Raw genomic sequence first — 22,699 nt, forward strand, 5'->3', positions numbered from 1 at the left:
GAGATTTCAAGCCATCAGTTGCGAGAACTTGAAAATTCCTTGTTGGCTGTCGCTGCGGGTGCGGAGTGCAGGCCGAGGCGGGTGCGCGCTGCATCGTATTCGCGCTCGAGCCGGTCGACCATGCGGGCGACGGATGTCACTTCCTTGACCGCGCCGATGCCCTGGCCGCATCCCCAGATGTCCTTCCAGGCCTTGGCGCCGTCGGTCGCAGCGCCGAAATCCATTTTCGACGGGTCGGCTTCGGGCAGATTGTCCGGATCCATGCCGGCGGCCGAGATCGAGGGCTTCAGGTAGTTGCCGTGGATGCCGGTGAAGTAATTGGAGTAGACGATGTCTGCGGCGTTGCTGTCGACGATCATCTGCTTGTAGGCGTCGCTGGCGCGCGCTTCCTCCGTTGCGATGAAGGGCGAGCCGATATAGGCCATGTCAGCGCCCATCGCCTGGGCCGCCAGAATGGCGCCGCCGGTAGCGATCGCGCCCGAGAGAAGCAGCGGCCCGTCGAACCAGGAGCGGATTTCCTGGACAAGCGCAAACGGGGAAAGCGTGCCAGCATGGCCGCCGGCGCCGGCGGCCACCGCGATCAGGCCGTCGGCGCCCTTGCGGATCGCCGAATTGGCGTGACGGTTGTTGATGACGTCGTGAAGCACGATGCCGCCATAGGAATGGATGGCCGCATTAACCTCGGGCACGGCGCCGAGCGAGGAGATGACGACCGGCACCTTATATTTGATGCAGAGCATCAGGTCCTGCTCAAGCCGCGCATTGGATTTGTGCACGATCTGGTTGACGGCAAAGGGGGCGGCCCGCCGGCCGGGATTCTTGGCGTCGTGGTCGGCAAGCGTCTCGGTGATCTCGGCCAGCCATTCGTCGAGCTGCGATTGCGGGCGAGCGTTCAGCGCCGGGAAGGCGCCGATCACGCCAGCCTTGCACTGCGCGATCGTCAGCTTCGGATTGGAAATGATGAACAGGGGGGCGCCGACAACTGGCAGTCTCGTCGTTCCGGAAAGAATTGGCGGAAGCGGCATCGGTTTCTCCATCCCTCGGTAAGGCGCGCCAAATTTTTGACGTTTGCGTAAACGTCAAAATAGATAGCAGCAAGTTTGCCGCTTGCAAAGGGCGGTTTGGCCGCGATGTCGCCGCCTCTTTTTTCGCACCGGCGCCGTGAAGGAAAGCGTTTTCCCCGGCCTTGGCCGGTCGCGCCCGTCGCCGGACTTGCGGATTCTGGCAGCAGCGGTTACGCAATTGTTAACAAAACCAACGGCGTGCCTCCAGATTTAACCCTTATGCCCTTGCGGTTGGATCGAGAGCGGTGGTCAACCGCGGCGCGCCGGCAGGTCCAAAGCCCTGCCTACACAGAAGGACTTGATGTGAGCGGACTTGAGACTGCAATCAGAAATGCCCTTGAGCGCTCCGATCGCGCCAATGCGGAAACGCGGGCGCGCATTTATCAATCTGCCCGTCAGGCGCTCGAAACCGGGTTGCAGAAACAGGGGATCGAGGACGGCAACGTCATCGCCCAGCAGCGCCATCGGCTCGAAGCCGTCATTCATGCGATCGAAACGGAAGAGAGAGCGGCACTGAGGACGCGACAACCGGCACCTCCGGTGGTCAGCCTCGACGATGCCGCGCGGGCGCGCGGGCCGGCACAGCCACGGGTCGAGCCGCAAGTCCGGTCACCGACGCAGGCCCAACCCCAACCTCAGACCCAGGCTCCACCTCAGAGCCAGCCACAGGCCCCGGCGGCCGGTCGTCGGGAACCCGGTTTTGCCGGCGACGCGCCGCGCCAGGCGGCGAGCGATGGCGGTCTCGGTGGTCTGCGTGCCGATCGCGACGGTCCGGTGGTATCGACGCGTGCAGCCGCCGAGAGCACGGCAGATGGTGGCGAAACTGCGAGCATCGCGCCCACGGTCCGCGGAGATACGCGCAAACGCCGGCGCAAGCGCAGCCGCTTTCTGTCCTTCACCATGGTCGTCGTCACGCTTGCCGCCGCAGCAGGGGCCGCGGCCTGGTGGGTGCAGACCAATGACCTGCTGAAATCTGCCGCCGAGCGCGACACGAATGTTGCCAATCCCCCGGCATCGGTTGCGTCGGAAGACTTCGATGGCGCGGCGGGATTGCGGACACTCGGCGCGCAGCAGGGCTTTACCGGCGATTGGGTCGAGGTCTTCACGCCCAAGGAAACCGGCGCGATCGCACCCGGAGCGCAGGCAAAGGTCGAGCCGGTGGACGACGAAGGTGGGCGACGCGTGCAGCTGACATCGGCGGTCGCCGACGCGGAAGGGGATATTACCATCGAAATCCCGGCCTCGGTCCTGGCGGAACTCTCCGGCAAGACGTCGACGCTGGCGTTGACCGTGCAGGCCGAGCCCGGCAAGACCACGGAGTTCGCGGTCGAGTGCAATTTCTCCTCGCTCGGCGAATGTGGGCGCCATCGCTTTACCGTGCATGACGAGCGGCTCGACATGCTTTTCAAGATCACCTTCGACCGTAGCCTGGCGCCGAGCTCGCCGGGCCAGATCGTGATCAACAGCGATATCAGCGGTGAGGGCAAGAGCCTCAGCCTCTACGCCATCCGCGTCCTGCCGGGGCAATAAGGCTGGTCGCCAAGGCTTTCCGAGGTGGGGCGGCGGGAAAACCTGCCGGCCCCATCGGCGTCATCGGTTTTGACAGGGCAGGCGTCTATTTCAGGAAACCGGGGCCGGATCCGATGATCTTGTCATCGACCTCGCCGATCGCGCCCTTGTCCTTGCCCTCGTAATCGAGCGAGGAAAGGATGTGGCGGATCAGGTTGAGCCGGGCTCGCCGCTTGTCGTTGCCGCGTACCACCGTCCAGGGTGCATGGTCCGTGTGGGTCTCCTTCAGCATCTCGTCGCGCTTGGCGGTATAATCGTCCCATTTGTTGAGCGCCGCGATGTCCATCGGCGACAGCTTCCAGATCTTCAGTGGGTCGTGGCGGCGATCGTGGAAGCGTTTCAGCTGCATCTCGCGGCCGATGTTGATCCAGAATTTGAAGAACTGGATGCCCTCATGCACGATCATCTTCTCGAAGCGGGGAGCCTGCTTCAGGAACTGCTTATGCTCTTCGGGCGTGCAGAAGCCCATGACCGGTTCGACGCCGGCGCGGTTGTACCAGGAGCGGTCGAACAGCACGAATTCGCCGGCCGTCGGCATGGTCGCGACGTAGCGCTGGAAATACCATTGCCCGCGTTCGGTTTCGGTCGGTTTGGTCAGAGCGACGACACGCGCCCAGCGAGGGTTGAGGTTGTCCATAGTCGCATGGATCGCACCGCCCTTGCCGGCGGCGTCCCGGCCCTCGAACAACGCCATCATGCGCTTGCCTGTCTTCTGCTGCCAGAGCTGAACCTTGACCAGTTCGACCTGCAGCTTTTCCAGCGTTTCCAGATATTCGTCGTCGTCGAGCTTCTTCTTGTAGGGGTAGTCGTCGGAGGAAAATGCCGCGTCGTCGATCCACTTCGGCAACTCGGGATTGTCGATGTCGAAAACGCGACTCTTGCCGCCGATTTCGAGTTCCACCGCGCGGTTCTCCGCCTTGTCCGCCGTATCCGTCGCTGCCATCGGTTCGCCCTTTCGGCTTGGCGCACGGGCCCGAAAACCGGCTTCGATCATCGGAAGGATCATGCGCGTTTTCAAACTTTCGGGCCTGCGCCTGTCATCGGATAAACAAGGCGCTCGCGACCCGATTTCGTTGGAGGAGGCCATAATTGCGTTGCGGATTCAAGCCGGTCGTGAAAATCATGTCATGAAGGATCGCTATTCCTCGACCATTTTGGTCCGGGAGGAAAAGAAAGTGATTCATGAGGATGTCGAGGTGGACGGTTCGAAGGCGTTCTGGCGGAACCTGGTTCCGCGGCTGAAAGCAGAGCGCTGGCTGCTGGGGCTCACCGTGCTCCTGGCGATCCTTGCGACCGTCGCGGGTATTCATTTCCTCATTGTCCTGCCCTTCTGGATCGTTCTCGTCGCCGCGTTGCTCAACCGTAGCGCGCCAACCTCGGTTATTCTGAGCCCGGCCAAGGCGGTGGTCGCTGCCGGCCCGGCGAGCGACCCGCTGGTGCCCGCGCTGAACGCGCTCGACATGCCGGTTCTGGTGATTGCCGCCGACGAGACGGTGGTGTTCCAGAACATCGCTGCCGAGAAGGCCTTTGGCACCATCCCGCCAAACACCTATCTTGCAGCAAGGGTGCGTTCGCCCGGCATCCTCGACATGGTCCGCGAGACGATGGCGACCGGCAAGGCGAACCAGATCGAGCATAACGAGCAGTTGCCGTCCGACGCCGTTTATGTGGTGCGGGTCGCTCCGGCTGAAATTCCGGGCGACGGGCCGGTCAAGCGGATCTTCCTGTTGACCTATCGCGACATCTCTCAGGCGCGCCGCATCGACCGCATGCGCTCGGACTTCGTCGCCAATGCCAGCCACGAGCTGCGCACGCCGCTAGCCTCCTTGCGCGGCTTCATCGAGACGCTCCAGGGTCCGGCGCGCAACGATCTGAAGGCGCAGGAAAAGTTCTTCGGCATCATGCACGAGCAGGCGACGCGCATGAGCCGGCTTGTCGACGATCTGCTGTCGCTGTCGCGGCTGGAGTTGCGCTCGCATATCGCCCCCGATGACCCCGTCGATCTGGCGCCGCTGCTCGGGCATGTCCGCGACAGCCTGCTGCCGCTGGCGAAGGATCTGGATGTCACCGTCTCGCTCGTGGTGCCGGACAAGCCCGTGGTCGTCCGCGGCGAACGCGACGAACTCATCGAGGTCTTCGAGAACCTGATCGAGAATGCGTGCAAGTACGGCCAGGAAGGCAAGAAGGTGGACGTAATCCTGCATGGCGGCGAGGGAGGCGAGGCCGAAGTCGTCGTGAAGGACTATGGCCCGGGCATTCCGGCCGAGCATGTGCCGCGCATCACCGAGCGGTTTTACCGGGTCAATGTCGAGGCCAGCCGCTCGAAGAAGGGCACCGGCCTGGGCCTTGCCATCGCCAAGCACATTCTCACGCGGCATCGTGCCCGGCTCCTCATCCATTCAGAGGTCGGCAAAGGCACGACCTTTACGGTCCGCTTCTGACATATTGGCGCGGGAAAACCCGGGGGTGTTCATTTTTCATTAGCATTTTCAATGACATGAGCTGTCATAAATGTTTCGTCGAACTGACATAAAAGGTGTGGCCATCGGCAGCTAGTTAGGGGCAGCCGATAAGACGGCGAAGAGCGCTGCAACGCTTGGCGCACACCAACACAAGCCCATTCCGGGAGAACTTTTATGAAAGCTCTTAAACTCACTGTCGCGGCGCTGGTCGCTTCGGCCGCATTTGCCGGCGCAGCCGCCGCTCGCGATCAGGTTCAGGTCGCTGGCTCCTCGACCGTTCTTCCCTACGCCAAAATCGTCGCCGAGACGTTCGGCGAGACGTTCCCCGACTTCAAGACCCCGGTGGTCGAATCCGGCGGCTCCTCCGCTGGCCTGAAGGAATTCTGCAAGGGCGTCGGCCCTGATACCATCGACATCGCCAACTCCTCGCGCAAGATCAAGGACAGCGAAGTCGAGGCCTGCAAGGCCGCTGGCGTCACCGAAATCCAGGAAGTGAAGATCGGTTATGACGGCATCGTCTTTGCGACCGACGCCGGCAATGCCGACCTCGCCCTGAAGCCGGAAGACCTCTACAAGGCGCTCGCTGCTGAAGTCGTCGTCGACGGCAAGATCGTCGCCAACCCCTACAAGAAGTGGTCCGAAGTCAACGCCGCCCTGCCGGCCGTCGAAATCGCCGCTTACATCCCGGGCGAAAAGCACGGCACCCGCGAAGTCTTCGAAGAGAAGATCCTCGCTGCAGGCTGCAAGAACGCTGGCGCCGTTGACGTGATCAAGGCTGCCGTTGCCGATGAAAAGCAGCAGCACAGCAAGTGCGTCGCAGTCCGCAAGGACGGCCTGGCTGTCGACATCGACGGCGACTACACCGAAACGCTCGCCCGTATCGCTGCCAACAAGAACGGCATCGGCGTGTTCGGCCTGTCATTCTACGAAAACAACGCCGACAAGCTGAAGGTCGCGACCGTCAACGGCATCGTACCGTCGACCGAAACGATCGCTTCCGGCGAGTACCCGGTTTCCCGCCCGCTGTACTTCTACGTCAAGAAGGCACATCTCGGCGTTATCCCGGGCCTCAAGGAATATGTTGAGTTCTTCCTCGACGACCAGATGATCGGCCCGGAAAGCCCGCTCGCCGAATACGGCCTCGTTGCCGCTCCGGACGCTGAGCGCGAAGAAATCCGCAAGGCTTTCTCTGCCGGCAACATGCTCTGATAATGACAAGCCCCGGCGCGATGTCTTCGCGCCGGGGCATGCCTTCATTCGATTTGCCGGCACCCATGACGGGCGATGCCGGGGAGACGTGCGGATGAGTACTTCGCTCCTTCTTTTGCTCATTATTGTTATTGGTTTCATTGCTTATTTTGCAGGCCGCGCCCGTTCGCTGGCGCAGTCCGGCGGCAAGCTCTCCAACCTGCATTCACTGCCGGGCTATCACGGTAGCTACGTCGCCATCTGGGCGATGCTTCCGGCCGCACTCGTTCTCGGCACCTGGCTGTTCGCCGCTCCCGTCTATATCGACGGAAGCACGCGCGCGGCCCTGCCGGATACCGTCCAGAGCCAGGGCCCTGCCGCCGTGCAGCTCGCGCTCGGTCAGGTCAAATCCGTTGCCGGTGGCCTTCTGCGCCTGAGCGGCGAGGAACTCGCAGCCCTTGAGAGCGGCTCCGCCAATCTTCGCGCGACGCTCGCGTCCAAGGGCGTTGCCCTTGCTGGCGAAGGCGATCCCTACATGGTCACCGTCGCCAAGCACTTCAACGCGATGACCGCGACCAACCGCTGGCTGATGACGGTCGCCGTTCTGCTGATCGCGATTGCCGGCGGCGTCTACGCCATCCGCAACGTCGCGACCCGCTTCCGCGCCCGCAACCAGGTCGAGCGGGTCATTCTCGGCTCACTGATCGTCGCGTCCTCCATCGCCATCCTGACGACGGTCGGCATCGTCGCCTCGATGCTGTCGGAAGCCGGACGCTTCTTCACCATGGTCTCGCCGTTCGAGTTCTTCTTCGGCACGGTCTGGGATCCGCGGTTTGCCGCTGCCGGCAGCGGCGGCGCTTCGGGCCAGTTCGGCCTCATCCCGCTTCTTGCCGGCACGCTCTACATCGCCTTCGTCGCCATGCTGTTTGCGGTGCCGATCGGCCTCTTCGCGGCGATCTACATGGCGGAATATGCAAGCCCGCGCCTGCGTTCGACCGCAAAGCCGCTGCTCGAAGTGCTCGCCGGCATCCCGACCATCGTCTACGGTTTCTTTGCGCTGGTGACCGTTGGCCCGTTCCTGCGTGACATCTCCGCCCAGATGAACGGTCTCATGACCGGCAACTACCAGAACTTCATCCAGGCACAGAGCGTTCTGACGGCGGGCATCGTCATGGGCATCATGCTGATCCCATTCGTGTCGTCGCTGTCGGACGACATCATCACCCAGGTGCCGCGGGCACTGCGTGACGGCTCGCTCGGCCTTGGCGCCACCCGCTCGGAGACGGTCAAGAAGGTCATCCTCCCGGCAGCCCTCCCGGGCATCGTCGGCGCGCTGCTGCTCACCGCCTCGCGCGCCGTCGGCGAGACCATGATCGTGGTGCTGGCAGCCGGTGTGGCGGCCCGCATGCAGATCAATCCCTTCGAGCCGATGACGACGGTGACCGTTAAGATCGTCAACCAGCTGACAGGTGACCTCGAGTTCACCTCGCCGCAGACGCTGGTGGCCTTCGCACTGGGCATCACGCTCTTCGTCATCACGCTCGGCCTCAACATTTACGCGCTCTACATCGTGCGCAAATACCGGGAACAGTACGAATGACCGACATCGCTTCCCCGACCGTCCGGATCTCCGCCCGTCCCGCATCCGCCAAGCGCGATATCGGCATCAAGCGTCGCTATGCTGCCGAACGCCGGTTCCGCTTCTACGGCATGGCCGCGATCAGCACCGGTCTCTTCTTCCTGGCATTGCTGTTGTGGACCGTCTTTTCCAACGGCTACACCGCATTCCAGCAGACGACGATTACGCTGCCGATCGAATTCACCGAAAAGGTCATCGACCCCAAAGGCGAACGCGCGACCGACGGCAAGGTGCTGATGACCGCCAACTATCCGCTGTTGGTGCGCGACGCGCTCGTCAAGCAGCTCGGCATCGACGCCACCAAGCGGCCGCAGGTCAAGCAGGCGACCGACATGGTTTCCGCGAGCTCCCGCACGCTCCTGCGCGACATGGTCGCCGCGGACCCGTCGATCATCGGCAAGACGGTTCCCGTCACGCTGCTGGCCGAGGCCAACATCGACTCCGCCTTCAAGGGCCAGATCGATCTCTCGGTCGATGAGGGCAAGCGCAAGGTCAAGGACCAGCAGGTCACCTGGATGAACGAGCTGGCGAGCGCCGGCATCCTGAAGAAGAGCTTCAACACCGGCATCTTCACCTTTGGCGCCTCCAGCCGTCCCGAAGCGGCAGGCGTCGGCGTCGCGGCCCTCGGTTCGCTCTACATGATGCTGATCGTGCTGGTGCTGTCGCTTCCGATCGGCGTCGCCGCCTCGATCTACCTCGAGGAGTTTGCGCCGAAGAACCGGCTGACCGACCTGATCGAGGTCAACATCAACAACCTCGCGGCCGTTCCGTCGATCGTCTACGGCCTCCTGGGTCTCGCCGTCTTCATCAACTTCGCCGGCATGCCGCGCTCGGCAGCCGTCGTCGGTGGCTTCGTGCTGACGTTGATGACCCTGCCGACGATCATCATCGCCACCCGTGCGGCGTTGAAGGCGGTCCCGCCGTCGATCCGCTCGGCGGCCCTCGGTCTCGGTGCGTCGAAGATGCAGACCATCTTCCACCACGTGCTGCCGCTGGCGATGCCGGGCATCCTGACCGGCACCATCATCGGTCTTGCCCACGCGCTTGGTGAAACCGCGCCGCTGCTCCTGATCGGCATGGTCGCCTTCGTCGTCGATTTTCCCGGTTCGCCTATGGAACCGTCGACGGCACTGCCGGTGCAGATCTACATGTGGGCCAACGAGGCGGAACGCGCCTTCGTCGAGCGCACCTCCGGCGCAATCATCATTCTTCTCATCTTCCTGGTCGTCATGAACCTTGGAGCCATTCTGTTGCGACGTCGCTTTGAGCGCCGCTGGTAGTGAGGTAATTACTATGAACATCATGTCAGAAGCAGCAGTCGAGAAGGCTCTGGATCAGAAAATGAACACCGTGCCCTACAAGATGATCGGCAAGGATGTGTCGGTCTATTACGGCGAGAAGCGTGCGCTTTTCGACGTCAACCTCAACATCCGCGAGAACACGGTCACGGCGCTGATCGGTCCTTCGGGTTGCGGCAAGTCGACCTTCCTGCGCACGCTGAACCGCATGAACGACACGATCGAGAACTGCCGCGTCACCGGCAAGATCACGCTCGACGAGGACGACATCTACGACCCGACGATCGACGTCGTCGAACTGCGCGCCCGCGTCGGCATGGTCTTCCAGAAGCCGAACCCGTTCCCGAAGTCGATCTACGACAACGTCGCCTACGGCCCGCGGATTCACGGACTTGCCCGCACCAAGGCCGACTTTGACGAGGTGGTCGAGACCAGCCTGCAGAAGGCCGGTCTGTGGAACGAGGTAAAGGATCGTCTGCAGGAGCCCGGCACCGGCCTTTCCGGTGGTCAGCAGCAGCGTCTCTGCATCGCGCGTGCCGTCGCCGTGAGCCCGGAAGTCATCCTCATGGACGAGCCGTGCTCGGCTCTCGATCCGATCGCGACGGCCAAGGTCGAGGAACTGATCCACGAGCTGCGCACGAACTTCACGATCGTCATCGTGACCCACTCGATGCAGCAGGCCGCCCGCGTTTCGCAGCGCACCGCCATGTTCCACCTCGGCAATCTCGTCGAGGAGAACGACACCGACAAGATGTTCACCAATCCGGATGACCAGCGCACCCAGGATTACATCATGGGCCGCTTCGGCTGAGGCCGCATAAGGCTGCAACAGTAACTGCAAAGCGCCCGTAAGGATCGACGATCATGTCCATGCATATCATGTCCGCCTATGACGAAGAACTGAAGTACCTGACGCGCCGCATCTCGGAGATGGGCGGCCTCGCCGAACAGATGGTCGCCGAGTCCGTTCGCGCGCTGGTCAACTCCGATCTGGCTCTCGCACAGAAGGTGATCTCGGACGACACCGTCCTCGACGACGCCGAGCGCCAGATCGGTGAGAAGGCGATCGTCACGATCGCCAAGCGTCAGCCGGTCGCCGCCGACCTGCGTGAGATCATGGGGTCGATCCGCATCGCCTCCGATCTGGAACGCGTCGGCGACCTCGGCAAGAACACCGCCAAGCGCGTGATCGCGGTCGCCGGCTCCGGCATTCCGCGCAAGCTCGCCCGTGGCCTCGAGCATCTGGCAGAGCTCGCTCTCGTCCAGCTCAAGGAAGTGCTCGACGTCTACGCCTCGCGCTCGCCGGAAAAGGCCAACAGCATCCGCGAGCGTGACGAAGAGATCGACGCGATCTACACCTCGCTGTTCCGTGAGCTCTTGACCTACATGATGGAAGATCCGCGCAACATCACGCCCTGCACGCATCTTCTGTTCTGCGCCAAGAACATCGAGCGCATCGGCGACCACGCGACCAATATCGCTGAGACGATCTATTACATGGCGACGGGTGCTCAGCCGGAAGGCGAGCGTCCGAAGGATGACACCACGTCGACGCTGGGCTCGGTCAACGACTGAGCGCCAAGCGCGCCGTAAGCATGCATGCCCTTTGAAATCTGATCCGGTCGCGGCTTCGGTCGCGGCCCCGAATTCCTGTATCTGAAGCATGCGGTTTTCGCCCCGCCTTTGAAAACGGCGGATGTGCTCCAGATTTAGAGTGTCTGAGCGCCGGCCGGGCCGATGAGCCCAAAGGCCGCCCGCGGTAAGGAGACGTTACCTGATGTTGCCAAAAATCGCCGTAGTCGAAGACGAAGAGGCGCTGAGCGTTCTGCTGCGTTACAATCTGGAAGCCGAGGGCTTCGACGTCGATACGATCCTGCGGGGCGACGAGGCGGAGATCCGGCTTCAGGAGCGGCTGCCCGACCTGCTTATCCTCGACTGGATGCTGCCCGGTGTTTCCGGCATTGAACTTTGCCGTCGGCTGCGCCAGCGTCCGGAGACCGAACGTCTGCCGATCATCATGCTGACGGCGCGAGGCGAGGAAAGCGAGCGCGTCCGGGGTCTGGCGACGGGTGCCGACGACTACGTGGTCAAGCCCTTCTCGACGCCGGAGCTGATGGCGCGCGTCAAGGCGATGCTGCGCCGGGCAAAGCCCGAGGTGCTCTCGACGCTGCTTCGCTGCGGCGACATCGAACTCGACCGCGAGACCCACCGCGTTCATCGCCGCAGCCGCGAAGTGCGCCTCGGCCCGACCGAGTTCCGTCTTCTGGAGTTCCTCATGTCCTCGCCGGGCCGCGTCTTCTCTCGCTCGCAGCTTCTGGATGGCGTCTGGGGGCATGACATCTATGTCGACGAGCGCACCGTCGACGTGCATGTCGGTCGTCTGCGCAAGGCTCTGAACTTCTCGAACATGCCCGACGTCATCCGCACCGTTCGCGGCGCCGGCTATTCGCTCGAAAGCTGAGCGGTCTGAAAGTCGCCAACAAAAAAAGGGGCCGATCGGCCCCTTCCTTTATCAATGCGGTCCAGCTTCTTAGCGAGCCCTGCGGCGCTCCCCCGACGGCTGGTAGGCCAGCCGAGCATGGAAGGTGCAGTAAGGCGAGGCTTCCGGGGAATCGTTGCCGCAGAAGTGAAACTCTTCCTTCAGCGGGTCGCCGATCGGCCACTTGCAGGTGCGCTCGGTGAGCTGGGTCAGCTCGAGGCGGCGCGACATCGGCACGACAACGTCGGTGCGGGTGCTGAAATCCTGCTCGGCAACGAGATCGACTTCGATTTCTTCCTTGAGAACGACAGCGCCGGCCGCGCGTGCAACCGGGCGGGTCGAAACGCGCGAAGCGTAGTTCGGTGCGCGCGGTGCCGAAGTCGGGCGCTTCGGACGGGCTGCCGTCGTGGTGCTGCCGCCGGCCTTGGCGCGACCTGGCAGGCTCAGGCGGTGAACCTTGCCGATGACAGCGTTACGGCTGACGCCGCCGAGCTGTGCCGCGATCTGGCTTGCACTCAGGCCCTCGGACCAAAGCTTCTTCAGTTTCTCCACCCGCTCGTCAGTCCAGTTCATTTCTGCACTCTCCGTTCTCAGCGTTGGGGATGGCAGAATCCCTCACCGCACCCCGGCTAAACCCCGGGGTTGCAAACGCGATAACTCTTTTGGTGACTAGGTCCGCCGCATGCGTCTAGTAATTGAATGTTAACGTACTGACCGCTGGACTCTGTGGCAAGAGTCCCGGGAATCAGGCCGAATCGATTTCGTAGTTTTCCCCAACTTGCTCGGCCAGCGTTGCATTTTTGCAAGCCCTCCCGGACGATTTTTCTGCTGCCAGGAATCGACCCTTGATGTTGCGCTGCAAGGCTTGGTTTTGTTGACATTGCAGCGCGAAATGGGAATAGTGCCTGCGCCGCCGAAAGGCGGCATTTTTGATTTTTATCGGCCCGCGTGAGGCGCGGGATCGATGTCGATCTGGAGTGAAGGAGAGCCTCGCATGACTGCAACCACGCCGCTTTATGATACCTACATGCGCGCGCCGTTGCGTTTCGAGCGAGGAGAGGGCGCCTGGCTGATCGCCGAAGACGGCACGCGTTATCTCGATTTCGGTGCCGGCGTTGCCGTGAACTCGCTCGGCCACGCGCACCCGCACCTGGTCGAAGCGCTGAAGGCGCAGGCCGACAAGGTCTGGCACCTGTCCAACCTTTATGAAATTGCGGGCCAGGAAAGCCTCGGCCGCCGGCTGACGGCGGTGACCTTTGCCGACAAGGTCTTCTTCACCAATTCGGGCGCGGAAGCGCTGGAATGCGCCATCAAGACGGCACGGCGTTACCACTTCTCCAAGGGCCACCCGGAGAAGTTCCACGTCATCACCTTCGAAGGCGCCTTCCACGGCCGCACGATCGCGACGATCGCCGCCGGTGGTCAGCAGAAATACATCGAAGGTTTCGGGCCGAAGGCGCCGGGCTTCTACCAGGTTCCGTTCGGCGACATCGCCGCGGTCAAGAATGCGATCACCGAGGAAACCGCAGCGATCCTGATCGAGCCGATCCAGGGCGAGGGCGGCATCCGTCCGGCGACCAAGGAATTCATGCAGGAACTGCGCGCGCTCTGCGACGAGTTCGGCCTGCTTTTGATCCTCGACGAGGTCCAGACCGGCGTCGGCCGTACCGGCAAGCTGTTTGCCCATGAATGGGCGGATATCCGTCCGGATATCATGGCGGTCGCCAAGGGTATCGGCGGTGGCTTCCCGTTCGGCGCCTGCCTCGCGACTGAGGAAGCCGCATCTGGTATGGTGGCGGGCACGCATGGCTCCACATATGGCGGCAACCCGCTGGCCATGGCCGTCGGCAACGCCGTGCTCGACGTCGTTCTGGCCGACGGATTCCTGACGCATGTGCGCGATGTCGCGCTGGTCTTCCGCCAGGGCCTTGCGTCGCTCAAGGACCGCTTCCCTGATGTCATCGAGGACATCCGCGGTGACGGTTTGATGCTGGGCATCAAGGTGAAGGGCCCTTCGGCCGATCTGCTGAAGGAAATCCGCGCCGAAAAGCTCCTGGCCGTGCCGGCGGGCGAAAATGTGCTGCGTCTGCTGCCGCCGCTGACCGTGACGGCGGAAGAGGCGCGCGAGGGGCTCGCACGTATCGAACGCGCCGCCGAGGCGGTTCGCAAGGCAAGCGGCAACGCCGCGGCCTGAAGGTAGCGACCCAGGGACGACTAAGGCGTTAGAATGACCTTCGTGCGGGCACGTCGATAGCGTGCCGCACCAGGGACCGATTTTTCAGACAGGAACCGAGTACGATGGCAGGCACCAGACATTTTCTCGATCTTTCGGCCATGACGGCCGCCGACCTCCGGACGATCATCGACGATGCGCGCGTCCGAAAGGCGGCGACCAAGGCCGGAACTGCCGAGAAGCCGCTCGCCGGCAAGATGCTGGCGATGATCTTCGAAAAGCCCTCCACCCGCACCCGCGTTTCCTTCGATGTCGGCATGCGCCAGCTCGGCGGCGAAACCCTGTTTCTGTCAGGCACCGAAATGCAGCTCGGCCGCGCCGAGACGATCGGCGACACGGCCAAGGTGCTCTCGCGTTACGTCGACGCCATCATGATCCGCACCACCGACCATCGCCGCCTTCTGGAACTGGCCGAGCATGCGACGGTCCCGGTCATCAACGGCCTGACCGACGATACGCACCCCTGCCAGATCATGGCCGATATCCTGACCTTCGAGGAGCATCGCGGTCCGGTAAAGGGCAAGACGATTGCCTGGACCGGCGACGGCAATAACGTGCTGCATTCGCTGATCGAAGGTTCTGCCCGCTTCGGATACCGCATGAACATGGCCGTGCCGCTCGGGTCCGAGCCGCAGGACAAGTTCCTGAACTGGGCGCGCAACAATGGCGGCGAGGTCCTTTTGTGTCATGACGCCGAACAGGCCGTCGCCGACGCCAATTGCGTCGTGACCGACACCTGGATCTCGATGAACCAGGAACATCGCGCCCGCGGGCACAACGTCTTCCAGCCCTACCAGGTCAATGAAGCGCTGATGAAGCGTGCGGCCTCCGATGCGCTGTTCATGCACTGCCTGCCGGCGCACCGCGGCGAAGAGGTCACCGACGAGGTCATCGACGGCCCGCAGTCGGTGGTCTTCGACGAGGCGGAAAACCGGCTGCACGCACAGAAGTCGGTCATTGCCTGGTGCATGGGGCTCGTCTGAGCCGGCTGCCCGGTCGCGCGCGACGGCGGCGAAGAGGCTTCCGTGCGCTCCGCCGAGCGTGCGCCATATAGGGCGTGTTCACCGCACTTGACATTGTCCACGTGCGACACGATTTAGGCGGCATACGGGCGCTCCTGAAAGTAGTGAGCGCGCAACCGTCGAGGTGGTGCGTTGCTATGGCGGCGGCACATACCTGGTGGACAATCCGTTTATCGCGGGATCAACTGAGACAGCGAGCACGTTGCGCGGGGATAGCAATATCTCTGGTGCAGCTTGGTGGCGGAAGGCAAGGAGCAAGACATGACTGACATGACGCCAGGGCTTGGTGAGTTCGACTTTGCCGGTGACGATCACGTCGTGCCTTTCCAGGTGGAAGGCCTCGACGTGCGCGGCCGCGCCGTGCAGCTCGGCCCCATGCTGGACGCAATCCTCGAGCGCCACAACTATCCGCTTCCGGTCGCGCGCCTGGTTGCTGAAACCGTCGTACTCACCGTGTTGCTCGGGACCTCGCTGAAGTTTGAAGGCAAGCTGATCGTCCAGACCCAGGGCGATGGCCCTGTCGATCTGGTGGTCGCTGATTTCTCGACGCCGGATCGCGTGCGCGCCTATGCCCGCTACGATCAGGAAGCGCTTGCCGCTGCCGAAAAGGACGGCCGGACCCTTTCGCACGAGCTGCTCGGAAAGGGCGTGCTCGCCTTCACCATCGACCAGGGCGCCCATACCCAGCGTTACCAGGGGATCGTTGCGCTCGACGGAGCGACGCTGGAAGAAATCGCCGGCGTCTATTTCCGACAGTCGGAGCAGATCCCGACCAAGGTGCGCCTTGGCGTGGCCGAGCTTCTCGATCGCGACGAAAACGGCAAGCCGCGCCATCGCTGGCGCGCCGGCGGCATGGTCGCCCAGTTCCTGCCGGAAGCGCCGGAACGCATGCGCCAGCCCGACCTTTCCGGCGGTGATGGCGATGATGGTGAAAGCGCGTTCGGGGACGACGATCTCTGGGCCGAAGCCAAGGTGATGGTCGAAACGATCGACATGGACGAGTTGACCGATCCGATGGTCGGAACCGAGCGGTTGCTCTATCGCCTGTTCCACGAGCGCGGCGTCCGCGTCTACGAACCGCAGGCGGTCTACGACCGTTGCAGCTGCTCGCGCGAGAAGCTGCAGTCGGTGTTGTCCAATCTGAGCACGGACGACCTCGAAAGCACCATCGACGATGGCGAAGTCAAGGTGACCTGCGAGTTCTGCTCGACGACCTATCGCTTCGAAGCAAGCGAGGTGCGCCCGCAGTAGCGGGCGCTTCCGGTCGACTGGCCGCGATTAAGAGCGACGCTAGTCCGAAGGACGCGCTTCAGTTCAGGGTGCGCACGAGCCCGGGTGAATCGAGCGAGAAGGCGGGGATGGCAACGTTGAAGGTCTCTCCGCCTTCCGATTCCATGCTGTAGTGGCCGAACATGACGCCTGAGGGCGTATCCAGAGGGCATCCGGACGAATACTCATAGGTATCGCCGGGATTGAGCAGCGGCTGCTCGCCGATGACGCCCGGACCGCTGACCTCGTCGACTTGCCCGTTCTCATCGGTAATGTGCCAGTAGCGCGTCATCAACCGCACGGATGCGTCCGAGTGGTTTGAGATGACGATGCGATAGCCCCAGACATAGCGGCCGTCATCGGGATCCGACTGCTCTTCGAGATAGTACGGCTCCACCGTAACTTCTATGTCGCGGGTCAAAGCGCGATACATGGGCATCACCTTGCTTCAGGTCTTTCAGGGTATTCTACAGCAAGATGGTTTCGTCAAGAATAACGGCAAGATTGTGCGATCCCATGATGGGACGGATGGCCGTGCTGACGCGATCGAGCGGGTGAAACGTGCCTGGCACCTTGGCGCCGCGCCGCCGGAAACCATCTCGTGACGGCCGGCAAGGGGCGTCGGCCGCCGTTGATCACGGCGGCCGTGTCTTCGTAAAATCAGGCCTTCACGGCCTTCAGCGCGCGGGCGAAATCTTCCACCACATCGTCGCTGTCCTCGATGCCGGCCGAGAAGCGCACGGTTCCGGCGGAAATGCCGAGCTCTTCGCGGGCCTCGTCGGTCAGGTTCTTGTGCGTGGTCGTTCCCGGATGGGTGATCAGGCTCTTGCTGTCGCCGAGGTTGTTGGAGATGCGCACGATCTCCAGCGCATTCTGCAGCGCGAAGGCTGCATCCTTGCCGCCCTTCAGTTCGAAGGCGACGAGCGTCGATCCGCCGGTCATCTGCTTGGCGATGATGTCGGCCTGCGGATGATCCTTGCGGCCAGGATAGATGACCTTGGCGACCTGCGGCTGTTCTGCCAGGAAGTCGGCCACGCGGCGGGCCGTTTCCGTCTGCTGACGCACGCGTAGCGGCAGCGTCTCGATGCCCTTCAGCAGCGTCCAGGCGTTGAACGGCGACATCGCCGGGCCGGTGTGGCGGAAGTAGTCGTGCAGGTGCTCGTTGATCCATTCCTTGTCGGAAAGCACGACACCGCCGAGGCAACGGCCCTGACCGTCGATATGCTTGGTGGCGGAATAGACGACGATATGGGCGCCGAGTTCCAGCGGCTTCTGGAAGAGCGGCGTCGCAAAGACGTTGTCGACGACGACCTTGGCGCCGATCTGGTTGGCGAGCTTGGCAACGCCGGCAATGTCGATGACTTCGAGCGTCGGGTTGGTCGGGCTTTCGAGGAAGAAGACCTTGGTGTTCTTCTGGATCGCCTTTTCCCAGTTGGCGAGGTCGCGTCCGTCGACCAGCGTGCACTCGATGCCGTATTTCGGCGCCAGCGTCTCGACCACCCAGCGGCAGGAGCCGAAGAGGGCGCGGGCGGCGACGATGTGGTCGCCGGCCTTCAGCTGGCAGAGAATGGCGGCGGTGACGGCAGCCATGCCCGATGCCGTGGCGCGCGCATCCTCGGCGCCTTCCAGCATGCACATGCGCTTTTCAAACATGTCGTTGGTCGGGCTACCGTAGCGGGCGTAGATGAAGCCTTCGGTCTCGCCCTTGAAACGAGCTTCCGCAGCTTCCGACGTCTCGTAGACAAAGCCCTGGGTAAGGAAGATCGCCTCGGAGGTCTCTCCGTGCTGGGAACGGGTGGTCCCGCCATGGACCAGTTGCGTTGCGGGGCGCCAGTTTTTGCTCATGTGACGGTCACTTTCAAAAACAAAAAAACCGGCCGCGTGAAGGGCCGGTTTGACACCCGGCCTTTTTAGCTACTTGTTTAACGTGGCTGCAAGCCGACCGGCCAAATCACCACGGGATAAAGCTTCAATACTGCCAGGGTACGCTTGCGTCAATTCCCGGAGTTTGGTTTTGTCTCGCAACTGAAAAGAGGACTGCAATGGGCCGCGACACTGGGATTTTGGCCGATCGCGCGATCGCCGCGCTGTTAGAATCGGGACGCCTCAAAAGCGAGAAGCCGCTGGATGACGATCAGATCCAGCCGGCAAGCCTCGACCTGCGCCTAGGCTCGAAGGCTTTCCGCGTCCGCGCAAGCTTCATGCCAGGCCCGTCTCACCTCGTTGCCGACAAGCTCGACCGGCTGAAGCTGCACGTCGTCGATCTGACCGATGGCGCGGTGCTGGAAACGGGCTGCGTCTACATCGTGCCGCTGATGGAAAGCCTGGAACTGCCTGAGGGCATGTCGGCCTCGGCCAACCCGAAAAGCTCGACCGGTCGCCTCGACATCTTCACCCGCGTCATCACCGATCGCGCCCAGGAATTCGACAAGATCCCGACCGGCTACAGCGGTCCGCTCTATCTCGAAATCAGCCCGCGCACCTTCCCGATCGTCGTGCGCCGCGGCTCGCGCCTGTCGCAGATCCGCTTCCGCATGGGCCAGTCTATCCTGTCGGAGCAGGAACTGCAGGCGCTGCACGAGAGCGACGTGCTGGTGGCGAGCGACAAGCCGAACGTCAGCGGCGGCGGCATCGCGCTGTCGATCGATCTGAAGGGCACCGGGCCCGAAGGCCTGATCGGCTATCGCGGCAAGCATCACACCGCCGTCATCGACGTCGACAAGAAAGCGCAGCACGCGATCTTTGATTTCTGGGAGCCACTCTACAGCCGCGGCCGCGATGAACTGATCCTCGATCCGGATGAGTTCTACATTCTCGTCTCGCGGGAGGCGGTGCATGTTCCACCGCTTTATGCGGCCGAGATGACGCCGTTCGATCCGCTGGTCGGCGAGTTTCGCGTGCATTATGCCGGCTTCTTCGATCCGGGCTTCGGCCATGCCTCGGCCGGCGGCACGGGCAGCCGGGCCGTGCTCGAAGTGCGCAGCCACGAGGTGCCGTTCATCCTCGAACACGGCCAGATCGTCGGCCGCCTGATCTACGAACACATGCTGGAACGGCCGGATGGTCTCTATGGCCTCGGCGTCGGCTCCAACTACCAGGCGCAGGGCCTGAAGCTCTCGAAGCATTTCCGCGCCGAGTAGGGGATTTCGAAGCGCCCCTTACGCAATCCCGCGCAAGGGTGCTTGACAGATCGCCCCGGTTCGGGAAATTTCGCAGGCACCGCGGGTGTAGTTCAGCGGTAGAACGCCAGCTTCCCAAGCTGGATGTCGTCGGTTCGATCCCGATCACCCGCTCCATTCTTCCTCGTCCCGTTCCTTGTGTAACCGCGTTCTCGTGGTGGCCTATGGTCAGCTGCGCTGCGGCCGGTTACTTTACCGCTCGATGAATCACCGCGGTTCCAAGGGCCGCCCCTGCCACATGAGACGTGCCGGCCGCTGCCCATGAAAGTTCTTTCCCTTTTCGCCCTTTGCGCATCCTTGATCGCGACGCCGCTTGCGGCCGAGGCTAAGGATCTGCCGCTGCTGTTCGACGCGCGCGAACGCATCGCCAAGCCCGATCTCACGGGCCTGGCGCGCCTGCGTTTCTTGACGACGGTGGATTTTCCGCCGTTCAACTTCATCGACCAGTCCGGCAAGCTTTCGGGATTTCATGTCGATCTCGTGCGCGAGATCTGCCGCGAGCTCGACATCGAGGCCAAATGCCAGATCCAGGCCGTGACCTATGCGGAGCTGCTGCCGGCACTGGAAGAGGGGCAGGGCGAGGCGGTGGCCGCCGGTATCGCCGTCGGTCCGGAACTGCGCCAACGCTTCGGCTTTTCCCGCGCCTTCATGCGGCTTCCAGCGCGCTTCGCCGTCAATACGAAGGCGGCCGGCGCAGTCTCGGCACCGAGCGATCTCAAGGGGAAGCCGGTCGGTGTCGTCGCCGGAACCACGCATGAGGCGATGTTCAAGGCGTTTTTCCCGAAGATCGAGGCCAAGGTCTATCCCGACCGCGAGGCCATGCTGACGGCTCTGCAGAAGGGCGATGTGCCGGCGGTGTTTTCCGACGGCATGCAGCTGTCCTTCTGGATCTCGGGTAGCGCTGCTGGCGGCTGCTGCACGCTTGTCGATGGCGCCTACTTCTCGCAGCGCTTCCTCGGTGAAGGCCTGACGATCATGAACCGCAAGTCCGAGCCTGCCCTGACCCAGGCGATCGATCACGCGCTGCTGGCGCTGTCGCGCAGCGGCCGCTTGGAGGAAATCTACCTGCGCTACTTCCCGAACGGAATCTACTAGGCGCCAGAACTTTTCGGCGTGATCACCGGCCGGCCTATCGGCGGAAGCGGGCGAGCGCGCCGCGCTCGATAGCGGCGCAGGTCAGCTTGTCGAGGCCAAGCCGGTCGCGCAGCAACTGCAGCAGGCGGATTTCTTCGTTGCGGATGCGCTGGTCGGCGGCCGCGATCTCGACGGCGAGCGCATAGGCCGTCTCGTGGAACTTCTCCGGCAGCGCTTCGCGCACGATCTCGAGCATGATGTCGAGCCCCTCGGGCGCCGCCAGCTGCGCCGAGCATTCATGGCCGATATGGACGAGGCTGTCCTCGTCGAAGCCGTCGAACACGGGCAGGAACTGAACCAGCCGGCCGATGCGGGCAAACTCGTCGTCGCTCATCTCGCGGTCGACCGCCGACATCATCACCATGACATAGATGAGAGCTTCGTGGTGGCTGAGGCTTGGTTGCATGGGCTTTCCGGCGGTAGAGCGATTCCAGGGATGGGACGGTTCCTGATCCGGAATTGCGTCGTTTCAAAGAGTTGAGCCGTCTGCCGCTTTCGGCAGACGGTCGAGAGCTGGGAATTGTCGCGGCTATTTACAAGTCCGGCTGCGAAGCGTCCACTCCGATGCCGAGGGTCGGATCGTCGAATGTCATCGGCGTGTGGCTGAGGTCGCGCGGATCGTCACCGTAAAAACCGAGCTTCGCCTGGCGTGCTGCGTCGGCGCGTTTTTCGAGGGTCGAGCCGGGAACCGGCGTTGCCCAGCCATTGTCGACGAGCCAGGTGGCAAGATCCTGTCCGCCAAGCGTGCAGGAGGCGGTGGCCGAAGGGCCGGAATCTCCTTCGGGCAGATCGCAGCTGACCGCACGTGCGCGCAGGAAGTTTCTGAAGGCGGTTCGCGCGACGATGCCGCAGGGCCAGCTCTTGCCGGCGCTTTCGCAGGTCCGCTCCGCTTGTTCCGGCTCGATGCCGTCGATCTGCAGCGTCAGCTTGTCGAACTGGATCACACCGGCGGCGACCGCGACCGGGCGATAGAGTACGGTCGGCCCGGCGGCCTTCGCTTCCTTCTTCGGTTCCGACAACGGCGCGCGCGGTTCCACCCGTTCGAGCGGCGCACTGGTGACCGTATCGGGCAGGCCGAACTGCTGTGGCTCGATGGCGCGCGCCGCATTTTCCGTCGTGGGCGATTGTTCGCTGGTCGTCGCCGCGCCGCCGGGGTCGAGCGGGACCTCGTCGTCGGCCTGATCCGGCGTCGCCTCGAAATCTGTCATGTCGGGCGTTTCGAGAACGAGTTCCGGTGTGGCGGCGGTCTCACGGTCGCGGATGGCAACAGCGCCCGCATAGAGGATGCCGGTGAAAAGGGCGATTGCGGCGATGCCGCCGGCAAGGGTGTAGAAATGCTGCCGCATCAGGAAGGACGTCCTATTGGCTGGCCCAGATAATTCGGGCGATCCATTCGATCTGGCTGGTCTCGAAGCTCCGGTTCGGATGCTCGGGATTGAGCGATAGAAGTTCGATCACACGCGGCGTCTGGCGCGTGAGCACCTTTGCCATGACCTCGCCCTCCTGCGTCTTCACCACAACCCGATCGCCACGCCGGATCGGCGCGCTGGGGTCGACGATCAGGATGTCGCCGTCGCGGTAGAGCGGCAGCATGCTGTCTCCCTGGACCCCGAGCGCATAGGTGCCGCTGCGCTTTTCCGCATCCGTCGGAAAGTCGATGACGTCCCAGCCCTGACCGGCGGGAAAGCCGCCATCGTCGAAGTAGCCGCCGGCACCCGCCTGGGCAAAGCCGATCAGCGGGATCGTGGCAGCGGCCACCGGCTCGGAAGGCGCTGGGACCCCCTCCGGCTGCAGTAGGCTGGTGAACTGGTCCATGGTGGCGCCCGTCGCCCCCAGCACCTTGGCGATCGATTCTGTCGAGGGCCAGCGCTCGCGCCCGTCGGCGGAGCGACGTTTGGATTTGTTGAAGGAGGTCGGGTCGAGGCCGGCACGGCGCGCGAGGCCGGACGGCGAGAGCTGGTGGCGCTCGGCCAGGGTGTCGATAGCGTGCCAGATCGTGCCGTGAGACAACATGACGAGAGATCCAGGCCGGGCAGGCGGCCACTTGCTGCTTTGGTTCCCGGCCACACTACCGAAACGCTGCAGGGCGGTAAAGAATCGGGAGGAAAATAGTCCTCTTTCCGTCATTTGATTTGCGGGACGCGGCCCCTATAGTTCCGGTGA

At 63.1% G+C, this 22,699-nt stretch carries 22 protein-coding genes, 1 tRNA gene and 1 riboswitch; of the genes, 15 read left to right on the plus strand and 8 right to left on the minus strand.

The features are described from left to right. Positions 1-14: 14 nt before the first annotated feature. The gene (locus FA04_RS00690; protein WP_034797180.1) at positions 15-1,025 is read right to left on the minus strand and encodes an NAD(P)H-dependent flavin oxidoreductase; all 1,011 of its coding nucleotides are present in this window, start codon (positions 1,023-1,025) and stop codon (positions 15-17) included. Positions 1,026-1,367: 342 nt separating this feature from the next. On the opposite strand from FA04_RS00690, the gene FA04_RS00695 reads away from it, so the two are divergent. Beyond that, on the plus strand, positions 1,368-2,594 hold the full coding sequence (locus FA04_RS00695; RefSeq protein ID WP_034797177.1) for a hypothetical protein: 1,227 nt from the start codon (positions 1,368-1,370) through the stop codon (positions 2,592-2,594). An 85-nt stretch (positions 2,595-2,679) separates the two neighbouring features. Here the strand turns inward: FA04_RS00695 and ppk2 are convergent, their stop codons facing one another. Further along, the gene (gene ppk2 / locus FA04_RS00700) at positions 2,680-3,576 is read right to left on the minus strand and encodes a polyphosphate kinase 2 (protein ID WP_034797604.1); all 897 of its coding nucleotides are present in this window, start codon (positions 3,574-3,576) and stop codon (positions 2,680-2,682) included. A gap of 232 nt (positions 3,577-3,808) precedes the next feature. Between ppk2 and phoR the strand changes: the two genes are divergently transcribed. From phoR to phoB, 7 genes are all read left to right on the plus strand, one after another. Beyond that, positions 3,809-5,074: a phosphate regulon sensor histidine kinase PhoR gene (gene phoR / locus FA04_RS00705; protein ID WP_034797603.1), complete on the plus strand. Its 1,266-nt coding sequence runs from the start codon at positions 3,809-3,811 to the stop codon at positions 5,072-5,074. A 195-nt stretch (positions 5,075-5,269) separates the two neighbouring features. After that, a complete protein-coding gene (locus FA04_RS00710; protein ID WP_034797176.1) occupies positions 5,270-6,304 on the plus strand; it encodes a substrate-binding domain-containing protein in 1,035 nt (344 codons plus the stop codon). Positions 6,305-6,398: 94 nt separating this feature from the next. Further along, on the plus strand, positions 6,399-7,883 hold the full coding sequence (gene pstC / locus FA04_RS00715) for a phosphate ABC transporter permease subunit PstC (RefSeq protein ID WP_034797175.1): 1,485 nt from the start codon (positions 6,399-6,401) through the stop codon (positions 7,881-7,883). Beyond that, positions 7,880-9,202 (plus strand): phosphate ABC transporter permease PstA, encoded by a 1,323-nt coding sequence (pstA, locus tag FA04_RS00720; RefSeq protein WP_034797174.1) that lies wholly within the window; start codon positions 7,880-7,882, stop codon positions 9,200-9,202. Before pstC ends, pstA begins: the two co-directional genes overlap by 4 nt. Before the next feature lie 13 nt (positions 9,203-9,215). Then, entirely contained in the window at positions 9,216-10,031 is an 816-nt protein-coding gene (gene pstB / locus FA04_RS00725) for a phosphate ABC transporter ATP-binding protein PstB (protein WP_034797173.1), read from the plus strand. A 50-nt stretch (positions 10,032-10,081) separates the two neighbouring features. Next, positions 10,082-10,795 carry a phosphate signaling complex protein PhoU gene (gene phoU, locus FA04_RS00730; protein WP_089043230.1) on the plus strand — a complete coding sequence of 238 codons (714 nt, stop codon included), beginning with the start codon at positions 10,082-10,084 and terminating at the stop codon, positions 10,793-10,795. A gap of 202 nt (positions 10,796-10,997) precedes the next feature. Further along, the gene (gene phoB, locus FA04_RS00735) at positions 10,998-11,681 is read left to right on the plus strand and encodes a phosphate regulon transcriptional regulator PhoB (protein WP_034797168.1); all 684 of its coding nucleotides are present in this window, start codon (positions 10,998-11,000) and stop codon (positions 11,679-11,681) included. A 69-nt stretch (positions 11,682-11,750) separates the two neighbouring features. Here the strand turns inward: phoB and FA04_RS00740 are convergent, their stop codons facing one another. After that, entirely contained in the window at positions 11,751-12,272 is a 522-nt protein-coding gene (locus FA04_RS00740; protein WP_034797167.1) for a GcrA family cell cycle regulator, read from the minus strand. Between the two features lie 421 nt (positions 12,273-12,693). Here FA04_RS00740 and FA04_RS00745 point away from each other — a divergent pair, with 421 nt between their 5' ends. From FA04_RS00745 to FA04_RS00755, 3 genes are all read left to right on the plus strand, one after another. After that, positions 12,694-13,893 carry an aspartate aminotransferase family protein gene (locus FA04_RS00745; RefSeq protein ID WP_034797165.1) on the plus strand — a complete coding sequence of 400 codons (1,200 nt, stop codon included), beginning with the start codon at positions 12,694-12,696 and terminating at the stop codon, positions 13,891-13,893. Between the two features lie 104 nt (positions 13,894-13,997). Further along, positions 13,998-14,915 carry an ornithine carbamoyltransferase gene (gene argF, locus FA04_RS00750; RefSeq protein WP_034797163.1) on the plus strand — a complete coding sequence of 306 codons (918 nt, stop codon included), beginning with the start codon at positions 13,998-14,000 and terminating at the stop codon, positions 14,913-14,915. 300 nt (positions 14,916-15,215) lie between these two features. Beyond that, complete coding sequence (locus FA04_RS00755; RefSeq protein WP_034797161.1) at positions 15,216-16,205, plus strand: Hsp33 family molecular chaperone; 990 nt, start codon at positions 15,216-15,218, stop codon at positions 16,203-16,205. Positions 16,206-16,263: 58 nt separating this feature from the next. Here FA04_RS00755 and apaG read toward each other — a convergent pair whose 3' ends face one another. Then, positions 16,264-16,656, minus strand: a complete 393-nt coding sequence (apaG, locus tag FA04_RS00760; RefSeq protein WP_034797159.1) for a Co2+/Mg2+ efflux protein ApaG — start codon at positions 16,654-16,656, stop codon at positions 16,264-16,266. On the opposite strand from apaG, the gene FA04_RS34950 reads away from it, so the two are divergent. Continuing rightward, entirely contained in the window at positions 16,655-16,828 is a 174-nt protein-coding gene (locus FA04_RS34950; protein WP_156552925.1) for a hypothetical protein, read from the plus strand. The two genes, apaG and FA04_RS34950, sit on opposite strands and share 2 nt — an antisense overlap. A 55-nt stretch (positions 16,829-16,883) precedes the next feature. Here FA04_RS34950 and FA04_RS00765 read toward each other — a convergent pair whose 3' ends face one another. Further along, positions 16,884-18,068, minus strand: coding sequence for an O-succinylhomoserine sulfhydrylase (locus FA04_RS00765; protein WP_034797156.1), 1,185 nt, complete (start codon positions 18,066-18,068; stop codon positions 16,884-16,886). A gap of 44 nt (positions 18,069-18,112) precedes the next feature. Next, a riboswitch (SAM riboswitch) is annotated at positions 18,113-18,191 on the minus strand. A 74-nt stretch (positions 18,192-18,265) separates the two neighbouring features. Here FA04_RS00765 and FA04_RS00770 point away from each other — a divergent pair. The 3 genes from FA04_RS00770 to FA04_RS00780 all read left to right on the plus strand — a co-directional run bounded on the left by FA04_RS00770 (position 18,266) and on the right by FA04_RS00780 (position 20,497). Continuing rightward, entirely contained in the window at positions 18,266-19,363 is a 1,098-nt protein-coding gene (locus FA04_RS00770) for a 2'-deoxycytidine 5'-triphosphate deaminase (protein ID WP_034797155.1), read from the plus strand. Positions 19,364-19,444: 81 nt separating this feature from the next. After that, a tRNA-Gly gene (locus FA04_RS00775) sits at positions 19,445-19,519 on the plus strand. 144 nt (positions 19,520-19,663) lie between these two features. Further along, the gene (locus tag FA04_RS00780) at positions 19,664-20,497 is read left to right on the plus strand and encodes a transporter substrate-binding domain-containing protein (RefSeq protein ID WP_034797152.1); all 834 of its coding nucleotides are present in this window, start codon (positions 19,664-19,666) and stop codon (positions 20,495-20,497) included. A 34-nt stretch (positions 20,498-20,531) separates the two neighbouring features. On the opposite strand, the gene FA04_RS00785 is transcribed toward FA04_RS00780, so the two are convergent. The 3 genes from FA04_RS00785 to FA04_RS00795 all read right to left on the minus strand — a co-directional run bounded on the left by FA04_RS00785 (position 20,532) and on the right by FA04_RS00795 (position 22,549). Then, a complete protein-coding gene (locus FA04_RS00785; RefSeq protein ID WP_034797150.1) occupies positions 20,532-20,942 on the minus strand; it encodes a tellurite resistance TerB family protein in 411 nt (136 codons plus the stop codon). Positions 20,943-21,069: 127 nt separating this feature from the next. Further along, positions 21,070-21,882: a thermonuclease family protein gene (locus FA04_RS00790; protein ID WP_034797148.1), complete on the minus strand. Its 813-nt coding sequence runs from the start codon at positions 21,880-21,882 to the stop codon at positions 21,070-21,072. A gap of 13 nt (positions 21,883-21,895) precedes the next feature. Continuing rightward, entirely contained in the window at positions 21,896-22,549 is a 654-nt protein-coding gene (locus FA04_RS00795) for a S24 family peptidase (protein WP_034797146.1), read from the minus strand. Positions 22,550-22,699: the final 150 nt, after the last annotated feature.

The organism is Ensifer adhaerens, from assembly GCF_000697965.2.
GTDB classification, from domain to species: domain Bacteria; phylum Pseudomonadota; class Alphaproteobacteria; order Rhizobiales; family Rhizobiaceae; genus Ensifer; species Ensifer adhaerens.

What these genes read in the sequence shown, in the direction of transcription:
- FA04_RS34950 (WP_156552925.1), top strand. Translation starts at nt 16,655, where the DNA reads ATGGGCATCACCTTGCTTCAGGTCTTTCAGGGTATTCTACAGCAAGAT.
- FA04_RS00740 (WP_034797167.1), bottom strand. Translation starts at nt 12,272, where the DNA reads ATGAACTGGACTGACGAGCGGGTGGAGAAACTGAAGAAGCTTTGGTCC.
- FA04_RS00690 (WP_034797180.1), bottom strand. Translation starts at nt 1,025, where the DNA reads ATGCCGCTTCCGCCAATTCTTTCCGGAACGACGAGACTGCCAGTTGTC.
- pstB (WP_034797173.1), top strand. Translation starts at nt 9,216, where the DNA reads ATGAACATCATGTCAGAAGCAGCAGTCGAGAAGGCTCTGGATCAGAAA.
- FA04_RS00790 (WP_034797148.1), bottom strand. Translation starts at nt 21,882, where the DNA reads ATGCGGCAGCATTTCTACACCCTTGCCGGCGGCATCGCCGCAATCGCC.
- pstC (WP_034797175.1), top strand. Translation starts at nt 6,399, where the DNA reads ATGAGTACTTCGCTCCTTCTTTTGCTCATTATTGTTATTGGTTTCATT.
- FA04_RS00795 (WP_034797146.1), bottom strand. Translation starts at nt 22,549, where the DNA reads ATGTTGTCTCACGGCACGATCTGGCACGCTATCGACACCCTGGCCGAG.
- FA04_RS00745 (WP_034797165.1), top strand. Translation starts at nt 12,694, where the DNA reads ATGACTGCAACCACGCCGCTTTATGATACCTACATGCGCGCGCCGTTG.
- phoB (WP_034797168.1), top strand. Translation starts at nt 10,998, where the DNA reads ATGTTGCCAAAAATCGCCGTAGTCGAAGACGAAGAGGCGCTGAGCGTT.
- FA04_RS00710 (WP_034797176.1), top strand. Translation starts at nt 5,270, where the DNA reads ATGAAAGCTCTTAAACTCACTGTCGCGGCGCTGGTCGCTTCGGCCGCA.
- pstA (WP_034797174.1), top strand. Translation starts at nt 7,880, where the DNA reads ATGACCGACATCGCTTCCCCGACCGTCCGGATCTCCGCCCGTCCCGCA.
- FA04_RS00770 (WP_034797155.1), top strand. Translation starts at nt 18,266, where the DNA reads ATGGGCCGCGACACTGGGATTTTGGCCGATCGCGCGATCGCCGCGCTG.
- ppk2 (WP_034797604.1), bottom strand. Translation starts at nt 3,576, where the DNA reads ATGGCAGCGACGGATACGGCGGACAAGGCGGAGAACCGCGCGGTGGAA.
- FA04_RS00755 (WP_034797161.1), top strand. Translation starts at nt 15,216, where the DNA reads ATGACTGACATGACGCCAGGGCTTGGTGAGTTCGACTTTGCCGGTGAC.
- argF (WP_034797163.1), top strand. Translation starts at nt 13,998, where the DNA reads ATGGCAGGCACCAGACATTTTCTCGATCTTTCGGCCATGACGGCCGCC.
- FA04_RS00780 (WP_034797152.1), top strand. Translation starts at nt 19,664, where the DNA reads ATGAAAGTTCTTTCCCTTTTCGCCCTTTGCGCATCCTTGATCGCGACG.
- FA04_RS00785 (WP_034797150.1), bottom strand. Translation starts at nt 20,942, where the DNA reads ATGCAACCAAGCCTCAGCCACCACGAAGCTCTCATCTATGTCATGGTG.
- apaG (WP_034797159.1), bottom strand. Translation starts at nt 16,656, where the DNA reads ATGTATCGCGCTTTGACCCGCGACATAGAAGTTACGGTGGAGCCGTAC.
- FA04_RS00765 (WP_034797156.1), bottom strand. Translation starts at nt 18,068, where the DNA reads ATGAGCAAAAACTGGCGCCCCGCAACGCAACTGGTCCATGGCGGGACC.